The 14027-nt window shown below is 65.6% G+C and carries 14 protein-coding genes and 1 tRNA gene; 4 read left to right on the top strand and 11 right to left on the bottom strand.

Features of this window, described 5'->3' with window-relative positions; translation table 11 throughout:
* Positions 1 to 4: 4 nt before the first annotated feature.
* A complete protein-coding gene (locus tag EJO66_RS24730; RefSeq protein ID WP_223262392.1) occupies positions 5 to 970 on the top strand; it encodes a tripartite tricarboxylate transporter substrate-binding protein in 966 nt (321 codons plus the stop codon).
* 186 nt (positions 971 to 1156) lie between these two features.
* Here EJO66_RS24730 and EJO66_RS24725 read toward each other — a convergent pair whose 3' ends face one another.
* Genes EJO66_RS24725 through EJO66_RS24705 form a run of 5 tightly spaced genes read right to left on the bottom strand, consistent with a single transcriptional unit; the run spans position 1157 to position 5248 of the window.
* Complete coding sequence (locus tag EJO66_RS24725; protein ID WP_125966390.1) at positions 1157 to 1534, bottom strand: nuclear transport factor 2 family protein; 378 nt, start codon at positions 1532 to 1534, stop codon at positions 1157 to 1159.
* 4 nt (positions 1535 to 1538) lie between these two features.
* Positions 1539 to 2387, bottom strand: a complete 849-nt coding sequence (locus EJO66_RS24720) for a fumarylacetoacetate hydrolase family protein (protein WP_125966389.1) — start codon at positions 2385 to 2387, stop codon at positions 1539 to 1541.
* 37 nt (positions 2388 to 2424) lie between these two features.
* Positions 2425 to 3162 (bottom strand): IclR family transcriptional regulator, encoded by a 738-nt coding sequence (locus tag EJO66_RS24715; protein WP_124960698.1) that lies wholly within the window; start codon positions 3160 to 3162, stop codon positions 2425 to 2427.
* 33 nt (positions 3163 to 3195) lie between these two features.
* Entirely contained in the window at positions 3196 to 4701 is a 1506-nt protein-coding gene (gene mhpA, locus EJO66_RS24710) for a bifunctional 3-(3-hydroxy-phenyl)propionate/3-hydroxycinnamic acid hydroxylase MhpA (RefSeq protein ID WP_125966388.1), read from the bottom strand.
* Positions 4694 to 5248 carry a VOC family protein gene (locus tag EJO66_RS24705; RefSeq protein ID WP_125966387.1) on the bottom strand — a complete coding sequence of 185 codons (555 nt, stop codon included), beginning with the start codon at positions 5246 to 5248 and terminating at the stop codon, positions 4694 to 4696. Before EJO66_RS24705 ends, mhpA begins: the two co-directional genes overlap by 8 nt.
* Positions 5249 to 5400: 152 nt before the next feature.
* On the opposite strand from EJO66_RS24705, the gene EJO66_RS24700 reads away from it, so the two are divergent.
* From EJO66_RS24700 to EJO66_RS24685, 3 genes are all read left to right on the top strand, one after another.
* Positions 5401 to 6381, top strand: coding sequence for a Bug family tripartite tricarboxylate transporter substrate binding protein (locus tag EJO66_RS24700; RefSeq protein WP_125966386.1), 981 nt, complete (start codon positions 5401 to 5403; stop codon positions 6379 to 6381).
* Positions 6382 to 6790: 409 nt separating this feature from the next.
* Positions 6791 to 7699 carry a LysR family transcriptional regulator gene (locus EJO66_RS24690; protein WP_124960694.1) on the top strand — a complete coding sequence of 303 codons (909 nt, stop codon included), beginning with the start codon at positions 6791 to 6793 and terminating at the stop codon, positions 7697 to 7699.
* Between the two features lie 125 nt (positions 7700 to 7824).
* Positions 7825 to 8688, top strand: coding sequence for an NmrA family NAD(P)-binding protein (locus tag EJO66_RS24685; protein WP_125966385.1), 864 nt, complete (start codon positions 7825 to 7827; stop codon positions 8686 to 8688).
* Between the two features lie 576 nt (positions 8689 to 9264).
* On the opposite strand, the gene EJO66_RS24680 is transcribed toward EJO66_RS24685, so the two are convergent.
* The 6 genes from EJO66_RS24680 to EJO66_RS24655 all read right to left on the bottom strand — a co-directional run bounded on the left by EJO66_RS24680 (position 9265) and on the right by EJO66_RS24655 (position 13972).
* Positions 9265 to 9349 (bottom strand) — tRNA-Ser (locus EJO66_RS24680).
* 32 nt (positions 9350 to 9381) lie between these two features.
* Positions 9382 to 10641 (bottom strand): radical SAM family heme chaperone HemW, encoded by a 1260-nt coding sequence (gene hemW, locus EJO66_RS24675; protein WP_125966384.1) that lies wholly within the window; start codon positions 10639 to 10641, stop codon positions 9382 to 9384.
* Positions 10642 to 10644: 3 nt separating this feature from the next.
* Positions 10645 to 11244 carry a non-canonical purine NTP pyrophosphatase gene (locus EJO66_RS24670; protein WP_124960088.1) on the bottom strand — a complete coding sequence of 200 codons (600 nt, stop codon included), beginning with the start codon at positions 11242 to 11244 and terminating at the stop codon, positions 10645 to 10647.
* A gap of 14 nt (positions 11245 to 11258) precedes the next feature.
* The gene (gene rph / locus EJO66_RS24665; protein ID WP_015867095.1) at positions 11259 to 11990 is read right to left on the bottom strand and encodes a ribonuclease PH; all 732 of its coding nucleotides are present in this window, start codon (positions 11988 to 11990) and stop codon (positions 11259 to 11261) included.
* 63 nt (positions 11991 to 12053) lie between these two features.
* Positions 12054 to 12968: a PP2C family protein-serine/threonine phosphatase gene (locus EJO66_RS24660; RefSeq protein ID WP_124960089.1), complete on the bottom strand. Its 915-nt coding sequence runs from the start codon at positions 12966 to 12968 to the stop codon at positions 12054 to 12056.
* The gene (locus EJO66_RS24655; protein ID WP_015867097.1) at positions 12965 to 13972 is read right to left on the bottom strand and encodes a serine/threonine protein kinase; all 1008 of its coding nucleotides are present in this window, start codon (positions 13970 to 13972) and stop codon (positions 12965 to 12967) included. Before EJO66_RS24655 ends, EJO66_RS24660 begins: the two co-directional genes overlap by 4 nt.
* Positions 13973 to 14027 lie beyond the last annotated feature (55 nt).

The following is a 14027-nucleotide window of genomic DNA, read 5'->3' as shown; positions in this document are numbered from 1 at the left end:
CAACTTGACACACCATTCGAACCTCAGGCGGCGCACGCTGGGCCTTTTTGGTCTGGCCCTGCTCTCCACTGCCACACCACTTTTCGCGCAGGGCACCCAGCCGATCACATGGCTGGTCGGCCAGCCGGCGGGCGGAACCGTCGACGTCGTCACCCGGCTGGTCGCCCGCCAGGTCGAGCAGGCCTTGGGGCAGACGGTGGTTGTCGACAACCGCCCAGGCGCGGCCGGCGCAATCGCCTTGCAGGCCGCAGCGAAGGCCCCGAAAAGCGGTTTCACGCTTGTGACGGTTCCCGGCCCCATCCTCTCGAACGTTCCTGTGCCGCAGATCGGCAAGGAACTGGCGGGAGTCGCTATGCTCGGCAAGGGACCTATGGTGCTGGTGGGCACGATGGCGGCGCCGTTGCCCGGATCGCTCGAGAGCTTGCTTGTGGCCGCCAAACAGGATCCCAAAGCCTTTTCTTTCGCGTCCTCGGGCAATGGCACGAGCCAGCACCTCGCTGGCGAACTGATGAACCAGATGGCGAAAACCCAGATCGTTCACGTCCCCTACAAGGGCGGCAGCCAAGCGGTCACGGATGTCGTGGGTGGCCAAGTGCCCTTGGGGATGCTGGGCATCACCCCTGTGCTGCCGCATGTGAAGTCGGGGAAGCTGCGGGCCTACGGCGTCACCACTGCTGCTCGTTCGCCCATGCTGCCGGACGTTCCTACGCTGAGCGAAGCGGGATTGAAAGGGTTCGATGCTGATCAATGGTTTGTCGTTGCAACGCCCACAGGCGTGCCCCCGGACCGCATTGCAGCGTTGAACGCAGCGATCACGAAGGCCCTGCAAAGCCCAGAAGTCGAGGCTGCCTTCGCGAGCGCGGGAGTGATGGCAACTGCGGCCTCGGCTCAGCAGACAACGGATTTTGTCGCGAAAGACGTGGCGCGATGGCAGGCGCTTGCCAAGAAGGCAAATCTGGTTCTGGACTGAATGTTGAACTCGTGCGCTTCGCAATGCCGGGGGTCCAAATGTTGGCGCCGACCGGGAAACTGAGTCAGTTTTGCGAGTAGTGCCGAAGTAGAAGTGAGCGAGGAGGATCGAGCCGTCACGGCCTGGCCGATGCCTTCGGCTGATCAAGCCCTCAACTGTTATCACTGCCGAGGTTGATCAGGCGGATCAGGCGCAGAAGGCCCCGACTGCCGTACCTTGGTAAGCCGATAGCTGCCATTTACCCGCCCGACGAAGCCAGACTGCAAGATAGGTGGTTTCGATCCGCCTGAACTCGTGGAGGCGTTGCACTTCGGCTCGCATATGCGCTCCAATGAGAACGGCGTCCTCGGTCGCAGTCGCGTGCATGTCCTCGACGGAGAGTGCAAGGTAGGTGATCGCGCGCTCGCGCACTTTTTGCAACAGGCTTTCACGCGTATCGCACACCCCTGTCGAGTGGACATATCGAAGCTCCGGTGCGAGCAGACGCGCCAGCGCGTCAGCATCGCCACTCAGCATCGCGAGCCGGCGCGCTTCCTCGAGCGCCTGCGCCTCGACGGCTGTCATGTGCCTATTCCGCGCGAACGGTGTTGCGCAGGATGCCGATGGCGTCGACCTCGATCTCCACCACGTCGCCAGGCTTCATCCAGACCGGCGGCGTGCGCTTGGCACCCACGCCGCCGGGCGTGCCCGTCACGATCACGTCGCCCGCGGCCAGCGGCATGAAGGCCGAGATGTGTGCGATCTGCCGCGGGATGCTGTGGATCAGCTTGTCGGTGGTGGTGCGCTGCATCTCCTGTCCGTTCAGGCGCGTGACGAGCGTCATCACCTGGTCGTCCGCGATCTCGTCGCGCGTGACCATCCACGGACCGAAACCGCCGGTGCGCCAGAAGTTCTTGCCTGCGGTCCACTGCGGCGTGGCGGTCTGCCAGTCGCGGATGCTGCCGTCGTTGTAGCAGGCGTAGCCGGCAATGTGATTCCATGCATCGGCCTCGGCGATGCGGCGGCCACCCTGGCCAATGACGATGGCGATCTCGCCTTCATAGTCGAGCTTGCTCGACTCGAGCGGCATCACGATGGCATCGCCGTGCGCGACCTGGGATTCGGCGACGCGCAAGAAGAGCGTCGGCTTCTCGGTGATCTCGCACCCCGTTTCCCGCACATGGTCGCCGTAGTTGAGCCCCACGCACACGATCTTGCCGGGGTTCGGGATCACAGGCAGCAGCCGGACCTCGGCCAGCGGCAGGGTCGCTGCAGCCTTGCCCGCGGCAGCGGCCGCTTCGGACAGCAGGTCCGCGGCAATCAGCGCCTTCAGGTCGGGCGCGCGGGCGCCGAAGACCTCGCGCAGGTCGGCGACGCGATCGCCGAACACGGCGCCGTAGCTGTCGATGCCGTTGTACTGGTAGCTGATGAGTTTCATGGTCTGCCTTCGAGAGTGCGTGGTGGGTTGAATTGATCTATGCCAGCCGACCTCCTATGCGCGCGGCGCCTTCGGTGATCAGGTGGACCATCTTGTCGACGTCGACGATGGAGAGGCGCGAGGTGTCGAAGACCAGCGACAGCGCGGCCCACGCGCCGCCGTCGGCCTTGGGAATAGGGGCAGCCACGGCCGCGAGCTGCGGCTCCAGTTCTCCGATGGACACGTAGTGCCCCGCCTTGCGGATCGCGGCGAACTGCTTGCGGAAGTCGCTCCATTCGGCGGGCAGGCCGCTGCGCACCGCTTCGTCGCGGCGCGCATCGAAAATCTTGCGCAGTTGCGCGGGAGGCAGCGCGGCAAGCAGCACCTTGGGCGCCGCGCCCTGGAATGGCGGGCGCGGCCGGCCGCGTCCGTACGCGAGCGTGGCCGGCGTGCCGCCCATCTCCCGGTGCGTGTCGAGCACCTGCGCTCCGAACAGGGCCGAGACCACGCAGTCGAAGCCCGTGGCCGCCACCAGTTCGCGCATCACCGGCATGCCTTCGCGCAGCACCGGGTCCGCCTTGCGGATGTAGTGGTCGAGCAGGATGATGCGCGGCCCCAGCGCATAGTGCGAATCTTCGACGCGCTGCAACAGGCCGGCTTCGAGCAGCAGCCGCACGTAGCGGTAGCCCGTGGGCAGCGACACGTCGAGCGCGGCCGAAATGTCTTCCGCGGTGCGTGTCAGGTGCCTGTCGTCGAAGAGGTCCAGGACCCCGAGCATGCGGCCCAGGCTGGACATGGATTTTTCCGGCACGCGAATTCCTCCGAGATGTCATGGCGCGACAGGGAGGTATTGCGAGATGCGATCCAGATCGAGCCCCGTGCGCGCGACGCCGACGATATATCGGTCAGGCCGCAGTATCACCGCATGGGCCTGGTGCGATTGGAGCCAGTCGCGCAGCGCCGCATCGGGGCGGTCGATCACGATCACGATCGCGCCGGCGCGGCGCCAGCGCTCGGCGGTGGCCGGCGCGGCCGATGCGAGGGCCGGTGCGTGGCCGATGACGGCGCTGCGGCGGCCAAGCAATTCGTCGAGCAGGCGGCCGTCGTCCAGGCGCGGCTGCGGAAAGGGACGCCCCGCCAATGCGCCGGGGCTGGTGTCGAAGGCACCTGCACCGAGCACCTGCGGCGGCAACTCGAAGATCTCGGGCTCGCCGGTGCGGAACTTCGCGTCGCGCTCGTCGGCGAGTGCGGGATCCGTCGTCTGGATGATGTTGCCCAGCCGCACCGCCAGTTCGATCAGCGCACGCACGTGCGGCGCGCGCTCCGACTCGTAGGTGTCGAGCAATGCGGCCGGTGCGCGGCCCTTCAGCACGGCCTCGAGCTTCCAGGCGAGATTGGCGGCGTCGCGAATGCCCGCGCACATGCCCTGTCCGAGGAACGGCGGCGTCTGGTGGCAGGCGTCGCCGGCCAGCAGCAGACGGCTGTCGCGCCAGCCCTCGGCAATCACTGAATGGAAGGTGTAGATGGCGGCGCGCTCGAGCCGCGCCTGGGCGGGCCGCACCCAGGGCGCGACCATTTGCCACAGCGCCGCGGGCTGCACCATGGCCTCGCGGTCGTCGCCGGGCAGCACCATGATTTCCCAGCGGCGCCGCTGGCCGACCACGTTGCAGTAGGTCATCGGGCGGACGGGGTCGCAGTGCTGCACGGTGTGATGCGGCAGCTCGACGTCTTGCTCAAGCACCACGTCGAACACGAGCCAGGGTTGCTTCAGGCCGAGATCGGACATTGCGCTGCCCATGCGCCGGCGCACCGGGGAACGGGCGCCGTCGCAGCCGACGACGTAGCGCGCGCGCATGGTCGAAGCGCGTTCCGCATCGGCCTCGCGCACTTGCAGCGTGGCGCCTTCAGCATCCTGCTCGATGCGCAAGACTTCATTGCGCAAGCGGACGTCGACGTTGGGAAAGCGCGCGAGCCCTTCTCGCAACACTGCTTCCAGTTGCGGCTGGTGAAAGTAGTAGTTGTTCGCGCAGCCATGCGGCCCGAGCGCGGCCGTGCCGCCGCGGATGAGCATGGTCTCGCCGGCAGCGTTGACAAAATGCATGCCTTGCTCGCCAGGCCGGGAAATGGCCAGCGCTTCATCGCGCAGCCCCGCGGCCTGCAGGATCCGCAGCACCTCGCCATCGAAGTGAATCGCGCGCGGCAACGGGAAGATGCCGGCCTCCTTCTCGAGCACGAGCACCGAGAGGCCGGCGGCGCCCAGCAGGTTGGCGAGCGCGGCGCCGGTCGGGCCCAGCCCGACGATGGCCACGTCGTGCAGGGTCGTTGCGTCAGCCACGCTGGTCTTCCTCCATGCGGCGCGCCACGTCGGCCTGCCACTGCGCCCTGCTCATGAACCTGGGAAAGCGCTTGGCGATCGCCTCGGCGCGCGACAGGATCACCTCGTCGGGCTGGGACAGGTCCACCGGTTCGCGCAGCGGCTGCTCGCAGTACCAGGGCGTGTCCATGAACAGCTCCAGCCGGTTGCCTTCGGGATCGCGGCAATACACCGACACCGCATTGCCGTGCGTCACCGCCAGCATGTCGTGCGCGCCCTCTTCCAGCAGCCGGTCGTGGAACCGGCGCAGCGTGCCGATGTCGGGCACCCGGAAGGAAATCTGGTTGACCACGTTGAAGCCCAGGTCCGCTGGGCGACCGGTGGCCAGCACCAGCTGGTGGTGCTCGCGCGGGTCACGGCTCAGGAACACCAGCTGCACCGCACCCAAGTCGCCCGCATCGGTCTGCGTGAAGCGCAAGGCCTGCTTGTAGAAGCGCGCCATCCGCGGGAGGTCGGCCACGTACAGACCGATGTGGCTGAACTGAAGATCCGAGAGGGTGTTGTCCATTGCTTCGATGTCTCTTTGCGAGAAAGTGTTACTTGAAATATGATTAGATTCATTGAAATGATATTGAAATTATCGTATTTTGACAATATCAAGTATTTCACTACCATCCAAGCACGTGCCGACGGCACGCATTCCCAACAGGAGACAAACCCATGAGAGTTCTGAAGATGCCGGTGCGCCGATGGTTCACGCTTGTCGCGATGGCTGCCGCGGCGGCGGGCGCAGCTGCCCAGCCCGACTACCCCGCCAAGGCGGTGCGCATCATTGCCCCGTTCCCCGCCGGCAGCGGCCCCGATGCCAATGCCCGCGAAATCGCCGCGGAGCTCACGAAGATCCTGGGCCAGCCCTTCTTCGTGGAGAACCGGCCGGGGGCGTCGAACATCATCGGCACCGAGGTCGCCGCAAAGGCACCGGCCGACGGCTATTCGCTGTACATCGGCACCACGAGTTCGCTCTCGGTCGTGCCGCACCTGTATGCCAAGCTGCCCTTCAACGCCGAAAAGGACTTCGCACCGGTCAGCCTGCTGGGCGTGCTGAACACCGGCCTGGTCGCCGCGCCCGGTGTTCAGGCGAAGGACGCCCGCGAACTCATCACTGCACTCAAGGCCAAGCCCGACTCGGTCGCGGTCGGGACGGCGGGCATCGGCAGCTACTCGCACCTGTCGGCACTCTGGTTCAACAACGCCGCGGGGGTGAAGACCAGTCTTGTGCCCTACAACAGCAACAGCCCCTACACCGACCTGCTCGCCGGCCAAGTTCAATTGATGTTCGACGGGCTGCCGGCGGCGGCAAGCCACATCCGTGCGGGCAAACTCAAGCTGCTCGCCATCACCGGCAAGGAACGGCATCCGAGCTTTCCCGATGTGCCCACGTTTGCAGAATCAGGACTGCCCGGCTACGCGCCCATCGCGTGGCAGGGCATCCTCGCGCCCGCCGGAACGCCCAAGGACGTGCTGGAGAAACTGAGCGCCGCGATGCAGAAGGCCTGCCAGTCGCCCGAGCTCGCGAAGAAGTGGCGCGACTACGGCGGAGAGTTGCGCTGCAATACGCCCGCCGAGTTCACCGCCTTCATCGATGCGGACCGCGCAATGTGGGGCAAGGTGATTCGGGACGCCAAGGTACGGCTGGATTGAAGGAAACGGGCATGAAGGCCCGGCCCACACTTACCCGAAGCTGCAGCAAAGACGCCAACCCACGATAGCCAAAGGCATGTCAACCAGCGAAAAGACCTTGGAGTTTTGCGGCGGCAACTCATACATGCATGAATACATCCATCGGCAGAATTCCGCCACAACCGGGCCTTCCGGCACCGCCGCCCTGTTGAATATCCTCAGGCCACGGCGATACTCGCATTTGCAGTCAAAGTGCCCTCGGCCGGGCCGCTCGTCGGCAACCTTCGGCAGAGTTTCGACGCAATGACGAAGCTGGCGGTGCCAGCGCACATCTGTGCGTGATTCGCCGCTCGCGTTCACCGAGCGCCGGGGTGGAAACAATGCGCGAGACGCAGCGACTAGCGATTCTCATCAGTCACGCAAGGCACCAATGGCAGGATTCGACGAAAGAATTGTGAACGGCATCAGCGTTCTCGCGGCGATCATCGACAGCGGTACGTTTGCGGCGGCGGCCGACATCCTGCAGATGTCGCAATCGGGCGTCAGCCGTGCCATCGCACGTCTCGAAGGCCGGCTGGGCATTCGCCTGCTCGAGCGCACGACGCGATCGGTCGCCCTCACGGACGAAGGCCGGCGCTTCTATGAGCAGGTGGCGCCGTTGCTCGCCGGGCTCGAGGAAGCAGCGGCATCCGCAGCGCAAGGAACGACCACCATTCGCGGCGTTCTGCGGGTCAACATCGACCCGTATTTTTCACGGTTGATCTTGGGGCCGCGCCTTGGCGCGTTTCTCGAGGCGTACCCGCAATTGAAGCTCGAACTGATCACCCGCGACGAGTTGGGTGACCTTGTTGCCGAAGGCTTCGACTTGGCACTGCGCTTCGGCCATCCGCGGCCGTCGACGCTGATCGGGCGCAAGTTGCTCGACACACGGATGCTGACAGTGGCCTCGCCTGGCTACTTGAAGCGCCATGGACACCCCAAGGATCCACGCGAACTGACGCTGGGCGGTCATGTCTGCATCCTGTTCCGGGACTCTGCAACCGGCCGGCCATTTCCATGGGAATTTCACAAGCGCCGCAAGAAGCTGGTGTTTCACATGGACGGAGCTTTGACTGTCAACGATGCCGGCACGCTCTACAGCGTCTGCCTCGCCGGCCATGGCCTCGCCCAGGTGATGGATCTGGGCGCTGAGCCGATGCTGGCCGATGGACAGCTGGTCAATGTCTTCCCCGATTGGCCCGAAGAGCGGTTTCCGCTGTATGCGTTTCACCCTTCGCGTCAGCATCTGCCAGCGAAGACGCGCGCCTTCCTGGACTTCATCGTCGGTCTTGTGCAGTAGCGCTTGCGCGCGGCATCAATGATCACCAAGCATGAATGAAATGACATTCATGCCATTGAGAAATGGATGGTCGAAGTTCAAACTTCCTGCACCGAGGCAATTTCTGCCGAGAACAAGGAGTTTGGATGTTTGCCATCACGGGAATCACGGGACAGGTAGGCGGCGCCGTTGCACGCGCGCTCATGGAAGCGGGCAAGGATGTACGTGCCGTCGTACGCGACGCCGGCAAGGGCGCCGCATGGAAGCAGCGCGGCTGCGAAGTGGCCATCGCCTCGCTTGACGATGCCGAAGCACTCAAGAGGGCTTTCGCCGGTGCTGAGGGCGTATTCTTCGTCTTGCCGCCGGTGTTCGACCCTTCACCCGGCTTTGCCGAGGCCCGCCGTGTCATCGCGGCGGTGCGTGAGGCGCTCGGGCAGACGCTGCCCGGCAAGCTCGTCTCGCTGTCAACGGTTGGTGCCCAGTCACCACGGCCCAACCTGTTGCAGCAGCACTCATTGCAGGAGACCAGCCTGGGCACACTGCCCTTGCCCGTGACTTTCCTGCGCGCCGCCTGGTTCATGGAAAACGCGGCCTGGGATGTGGAGCCTGCACGCACGACGGGAGTCATTCCGAGCTTCCTATATCCGCTCGACAAGCCGGTGCCCATGGTTGCCACCGCGGATGTCGGACACCTCGCCGCTGAGTTGCTTCAGGAAAGTTGGCAGGGCAAGCGCATTGTTGAACTGGAAGGCGAGTGCTTGACGCCCAACGAGATTGCTCTGGGGTTTGCTCGCGTTCTGGGCCACGACGTACGCATGGAGGCGGTGCCGCGCGCCAATTGGGAGGCGCTTTTCAGAGCACAAGGCATGCGCAACCCCTTGCCGCGCATTCAGATGCTGGACGGTTTCAACGAAGGGTGGATCGAGTTCGAGAACCCGAACAAGGTTCGCAAGGGAACGGTTCCTTTGGACGCTGTGCTGCGGGAACTCGTCGCGCGCCCATTGAGTTGAGCCGTGTAGCCGGCTGCTGAACAGTGTGCTGTGAGCATTCGTACTCGTCGCGACCTATAGAGCCACAAAACTCGTTCCCGGCCGAGAAGCTGTCGGATTGCACCGATCTCTGACCCTGGATTGGAGTGAACCCCATCGATTGGGCCACCAGGGTCATCAGAACCAAGCCGCCTGCTGAGCGAGTTGGGTTTCGAATTCGTTGGGTGGGCGGCAACCGGGCGCCGAGTGCAGCCGCTTGGCGTTGTAGCCCTCTTCGATGAACCGCGGCAGCCGCGTTGCCACGTCTGCGAACGTCCCGTCGCCGGCCAGGCTGTGAGGGATGCATCCCACCGGTGGCCGGCGGCCGGCGGCCTTGAACTGCAGAGCGCAGCCCTGCCGACGCAAGCGGTGTGTCGATGCGCCGCGAGATCGCATAGTGGACGAATGTCCCCCCAAAAAGCCGGTTGGCCGGCCTGTGGCCGCCTCTTCCGAGCGGCCTCCCCGGCCACTCCCGAGGGCCAGCCGGGGTACTGAGAGGCTGGGATTTAAGCCGCCACCCGCGCGGTCCGAAAACCCGCATGGATACTGAGTTGCCGGCGGAGAGTGTGAGATTCGAACTCACGGACGCTTTCACGTCGGCAGTTTTCAAGACTGCTGGTTTAAACCACTCACCCAACTCTCCGGGACCTTCGATTTTATGCTGACGCCGGCCCGTCACTCCTCGGGCAGGAAGAGCGACTGCAGGTCGCTCAGAAAATCCAGCCCGCGCTCGGTGGGCCACACGCGATGCAGGTCGCGCGCAATGAGGCCCTTGCGCTCGGCTTCCTCCAGCCCTTTCTGGATGCTGGTCATTGCCAGCCCGGTGCGCTCGCTGAACTGGGGCAGTGTGAAGCCTTCCTTCAGGCGCAGCGCATTGAGCATGAACTCGAACGGCAGGTCGGCCAGCGCCACTTCGTCGCTTTGCGCCACGGCGGCGCCGGCGCGGGCGCTGTTCATGTACAGGCGCGGCTCGCGAAAGCGCACCTGGCGCACGATGCGGTGCGCGAAGCTCAGCTTGCTGTGCGCGCCGGCGCCAATGCCCAGGTAGTCGCCGAACTGCCAGTAGTTGAGGTTGTGCGCGCAGGTGTGGCCACTGCGCGCATAGGCCGACACCTCGTAGCGCGACATGCCGCTGGCGGCGGTTCGCTCGGTGATGCGGTCGAGCATGGCGTAGGCCAGGTCGTCTTCGGGCAGGGCCGGCGGAAACTTGGCGAACCAGGTGTTGGGCTCGATGGTGAGGTGGTACACCGAAATGTGCGGCGGCGCGAGCGCCAGCGCCTGGGTCAGGTCGGCGTCCAGCCCCTCGAGCGTCTGGCCCGGCAACGCATACATCAGGTCGAGGTTGAAGGTGTCGAATGCGCTCGCGGCTTCTTCCATGGCGGCAATGGCCTGGGCGCGGTCGTGCACGCGGCCCAGCGCCTTCAGGTGCTCGTCGTTGAAGCTCTGCACGCCCACCGAAAGCCGCGTGACGCCCGCACCGCGGTAGGCGCGAAAGCGGTTGCGCTCGAAGGTGCCGGGGTTGGCTTCGAGCGTGATCTCGCACTCGGGGGTCAGCTTGAGGCGGGCGCGCACGTCGCCGAGCAGGCGATCGATGGCCTGGGGCGAAAAAAGGCTTGGCGTTCCGCCGCCGATGAAGATGGTGTGGACGGTGCGGCCCCAGATGAGCGGCAGCGCGGCGTCCAGGTCGGCAATGAGCGCGTCGAGATACGCTGACTCGGGAATTCCATCAGCCTCGGCCTCGCTGGTGGCGCGCCACTCGTGCGAGTTGAAGTCGCAGTAGGGGCACTTGCGCAGGCACCAGGGCAGATGGATGTAGAGCGAGAGCGGCGGCAGCGCCGCCAGCTGCAGCGGGCCGGGCCGCATCCAGTGCAGCACGTCGTTGGCCTGTGGCGCGCCGGTGGGCTGCGCGGGCTGGATGGGAACGACAGAGGCCATCGCTCAGAACCAGCGTTCGCGCATCAGGGCCAGCATGGCCTTGGCCGCCTGGCCCCTGTGGCTGTTGGCGTTCTTCACCTCGGGCGGCAGCTGGGCAAAGGTCTTGCCGAAGCCGGGCAGGTACATGACGGGATCGAAGCCGAAGCCGTTGTCGCCTATGGGCGCCCGCGTGATTTCTCCCACCACGCGGCCCACCGCGATGAGCGGCTCCGGGTCGTCGTGCCCGCGCAACGCGACCAGCGTGCTGACGAGCGCGGCGCGCCGGTTGGCGACACCGTCGAGCTGCTCGAGCAGCGCCTTGACGTTGTTGGCGTCGCCCTTGGCATAGCCGAACTGCGTGGCATAGAACGCGGTGTCCACGCCCGGCAGGCCGCCGAAGGCATCGACGCAAAGGCCTGCGTCATCGGCGATCGCCGGCAGGCCGGTTGCGGCGCTGGCATGGCGCGCCTTGGCCAGCGCGTTTTCGACGAAAGTGCGAAACGGCTCCTCGGCCTCGCCCACGCCCAATGCCGACTGCGGCACGAGCGTCACGGCCAGCTCCGCAAACAGCTGTTGGAGCTCGGCAAGCTTGCCGGCGTTGTTGGAGGCCAGGACCAGTTTCATCGCCATCCGACCGATCACTTCGAAACGAGGGACTGCTGCTGCAGCACGATCAGCTCGCCAATGCCCTTTTCGGCCAGGCCGAGCAGGAGGTTCATCTCTTCACGCGAGAAGGCCGCGCCCTCGGCGGTGCCCTGCACCTCGACGAAGTGGCCGGCGCCGGTCATCACGACGTTCATGTCGGTATCGCAGGCGGAGTCTTCGGTGTATTCGAGGTCGAGCAGCGGCGTGCCGGCGACGATGCCGACGGAAATGGCGGCCACGTGGCCCCTGATGGGCGACGCGGGAATCGTGCCGGCGGCCAGCAGCTTGTTGACGGCGTCCTGCGCGGCAACAAATGCGCCGGTGATGGCGGCGGTGCGGGTGCCGCCATCGGCCTGCAGCACGTCGCAGTCGAGGTGGATGGTGCGCTCGCCCAGCGCGGCCAGGTCGAACACGGCGCGCATCGAGCGGCCGATGAGGCGCTGGATCTCCTGCGTGCGGCCGCTTTGCTTGCCGCGGGCGGCCTCGCGGTCGCTGCGCGTGTGGGTGGCGCGCGGCAGCATGCCGTATTCGGCCGTGACCCAGCCTTCACCGCTGCCGCGCTTGTGCGGCGGCACGCGCTCTTCGACCGAGGCAGTGCACAGTACGCGGGTCTGGCCGAATTCGATGAGCACCGAGCCCTCGGCGTGGATGGTGAAACCGCGGGTGATGCGCACCGGGCGCAGCTGGTCGGCGGCACGGCCGCCGCTTCGTGTGAAAGCAGTCATTTTTTGTGAGAGGTAGGTGGAACAAAAAGCGCAGACGGCCCCGCAAGCCGAAGCAGCCAGGCGTCAGGTTTTCTTGGCGGCAGAGCGGCGAATGGCTTCGTTGATTTCGGCAATCGAGCGCTCGATGGCGTCTTCGTCGAGATCGTCGAGGGCATCGAGCTCGCCGTCCGCCGGCATGCCGGCCTGGATGGTGGAGGCAAAGACGCCGTCGTCGATGGTCTCGGTAGAAACGCCGCGGTCTTCGCCCGCCGCGTCGGGCATTTCCCATTCGAGGGCGATGAGCGTGACGTTGTCGCTGTGCGCGCCGCCCTTGCGCAGTGCCATTTCGGCCAGGTCGGGCGCGGCGTCGGACACCGGCTTGTCGGAGGACAGCGTGTGCACGATGACGGCGTCGTCGAGCACGCCCCAGACGCCGTCGGAGCACAGCATGATGCGGTCGCCGCGCTGCAGCTGCAGCGGGGCCGAAATATCGAACAGCGGCGTGGTCGGCGAGCCCAGGCAGGTGAGCAGCAGGTTGCGGTTGACCGGCGTGTCCGCGCCCTGCGGACGCGGGCGCTCGGCATGCGAATGGTCGCGCGTGCGGGTCAGCAGGCGGCCGTCGCGCACCACGTAGAGGCGCGAGTCGCCGCAGTGCATCCAGGTGGCCGTGGTGCCCTGGAGCAGCGCCGCGACGACGGTGGTGCGCGGCGTATCGAGCATGGCCTTGTGGCTCGCGTAGCGCATGATCTGCTGGTGCGCCGCCATGGCCGATTCGGCCAGGAAGGCCTTGACGTCCTTGACGGTGGGGCGCGCTTCGCGCTGGTAGAGGGCCGCGATGGTCTGCAATGCCAGCTGGGCCGCAACCTCGCCCTCGGGGTGGCCGCCCATGCCGTCGGCCAGCACAAAAAGGCCCGACTCCCGCGTATAGCAGTAGCCCATGCGGTCTTCGTTCTTGAGACGGCCGCCCTTGCGGCTGACCTGGAATACCGAGAATTTCATGCCGGGCGCGTGGTAGGTGCCGCCGCCCTGGGCAGGGCCTTCTTGTCGAAGGAGCGGATGTTGTCGAATGAAAGCCGCACCTTTTCGCCGACGGTGAGCTTGGTGTAGCGGCGCTCGCCTTCGCGGCTGAGTTCCTTTTGCAGCGCAAAGACCGATTGCGGGCGCGAGAGCGGATCGAGCGACATGCACCATTCGACCACCTCGATGAGGTTGTCGGAGTACACGCCGCGCAGGCGCGACAGCGACAGGCTGAGCCGGTCCTTCTCGATGCGGCGCGGGGCGTCGTTGGGCGGATAGCCCTGCATGCAGGCGTAGATGCAGGCGCCGATGGCGTAGATGTCGGTCCAGGGCCCCATCGACGAGTCGCGCCGGTACATCTCGGGCGCGGCAAAGCCGGGCGTGTACATCGGGCGGATGAAGATGCCCTCCTTGCTGAGCACCTCGCGCGCGGCGCCGAAGTCGATCAGCACCGCGCGGTCGTCGTCGGTGACGAAGATGTTGGCGGGCTTGATGTCCAGGTGCAGCATCTTGTACTGGTGCACGATGCGAAGGCCGCGCAGGATCTCGTCGAACAGCGACCGGATGGTCGATTCGCGGAAGACCTTCGGCCTTTTCAGGTCGCGCGCGGTCACCACGAAGTCCTGCAGGGTGGCGCCCTCCAGGTAGTTCATGACCATGTAGACGGTTTCGTTCTCGCGAAAGAAATTGAGAACGCTGACCACCGAGGCATGCGAAATCTGCGCGAGCGAGCGCCCTTCCTCGAAAAAGCTCTTGAGGCCGAGCCGGTAGAGTGAGAGCTTTTCGGGCGCCACCTCGGGCGTCAGCTCGCCCGGCCCGCGCGTTGCCAGCGAAGATGGCAGGTATTCCTTGATGGCAACCTGCTGCCCGCTGGGGTCTATGGCGAGGTAGACAACGCCAAAACCGCCTGCGGAAAGCCGGCGAACGATGCGGTAACCGCCAATGACCGTATCGGGCAGCAGGGGCGAAGGCTTGACCTTTGACATAATCCGGGAGTTTCGCCCGAAGGCGATGGTGCGGCAAGCGAACGCCATGCCGACG

The sequence above is a fragment of the Variovorax beijingensis genome (assembly GCF_003951285.1).
GTDB classification, from domain to species: Bacteria; Pseudomonadota; Gammaproteobacteria; order Burkholderiales; family Burkholderiaceae_C; genus Variovorax; species Variovorax beijingensis.
The sequence above is the reverse complement of the archived record's forward strand: the minus strand, read 5'-3'. Positions and strand labels throughout refer to the sequence as shown.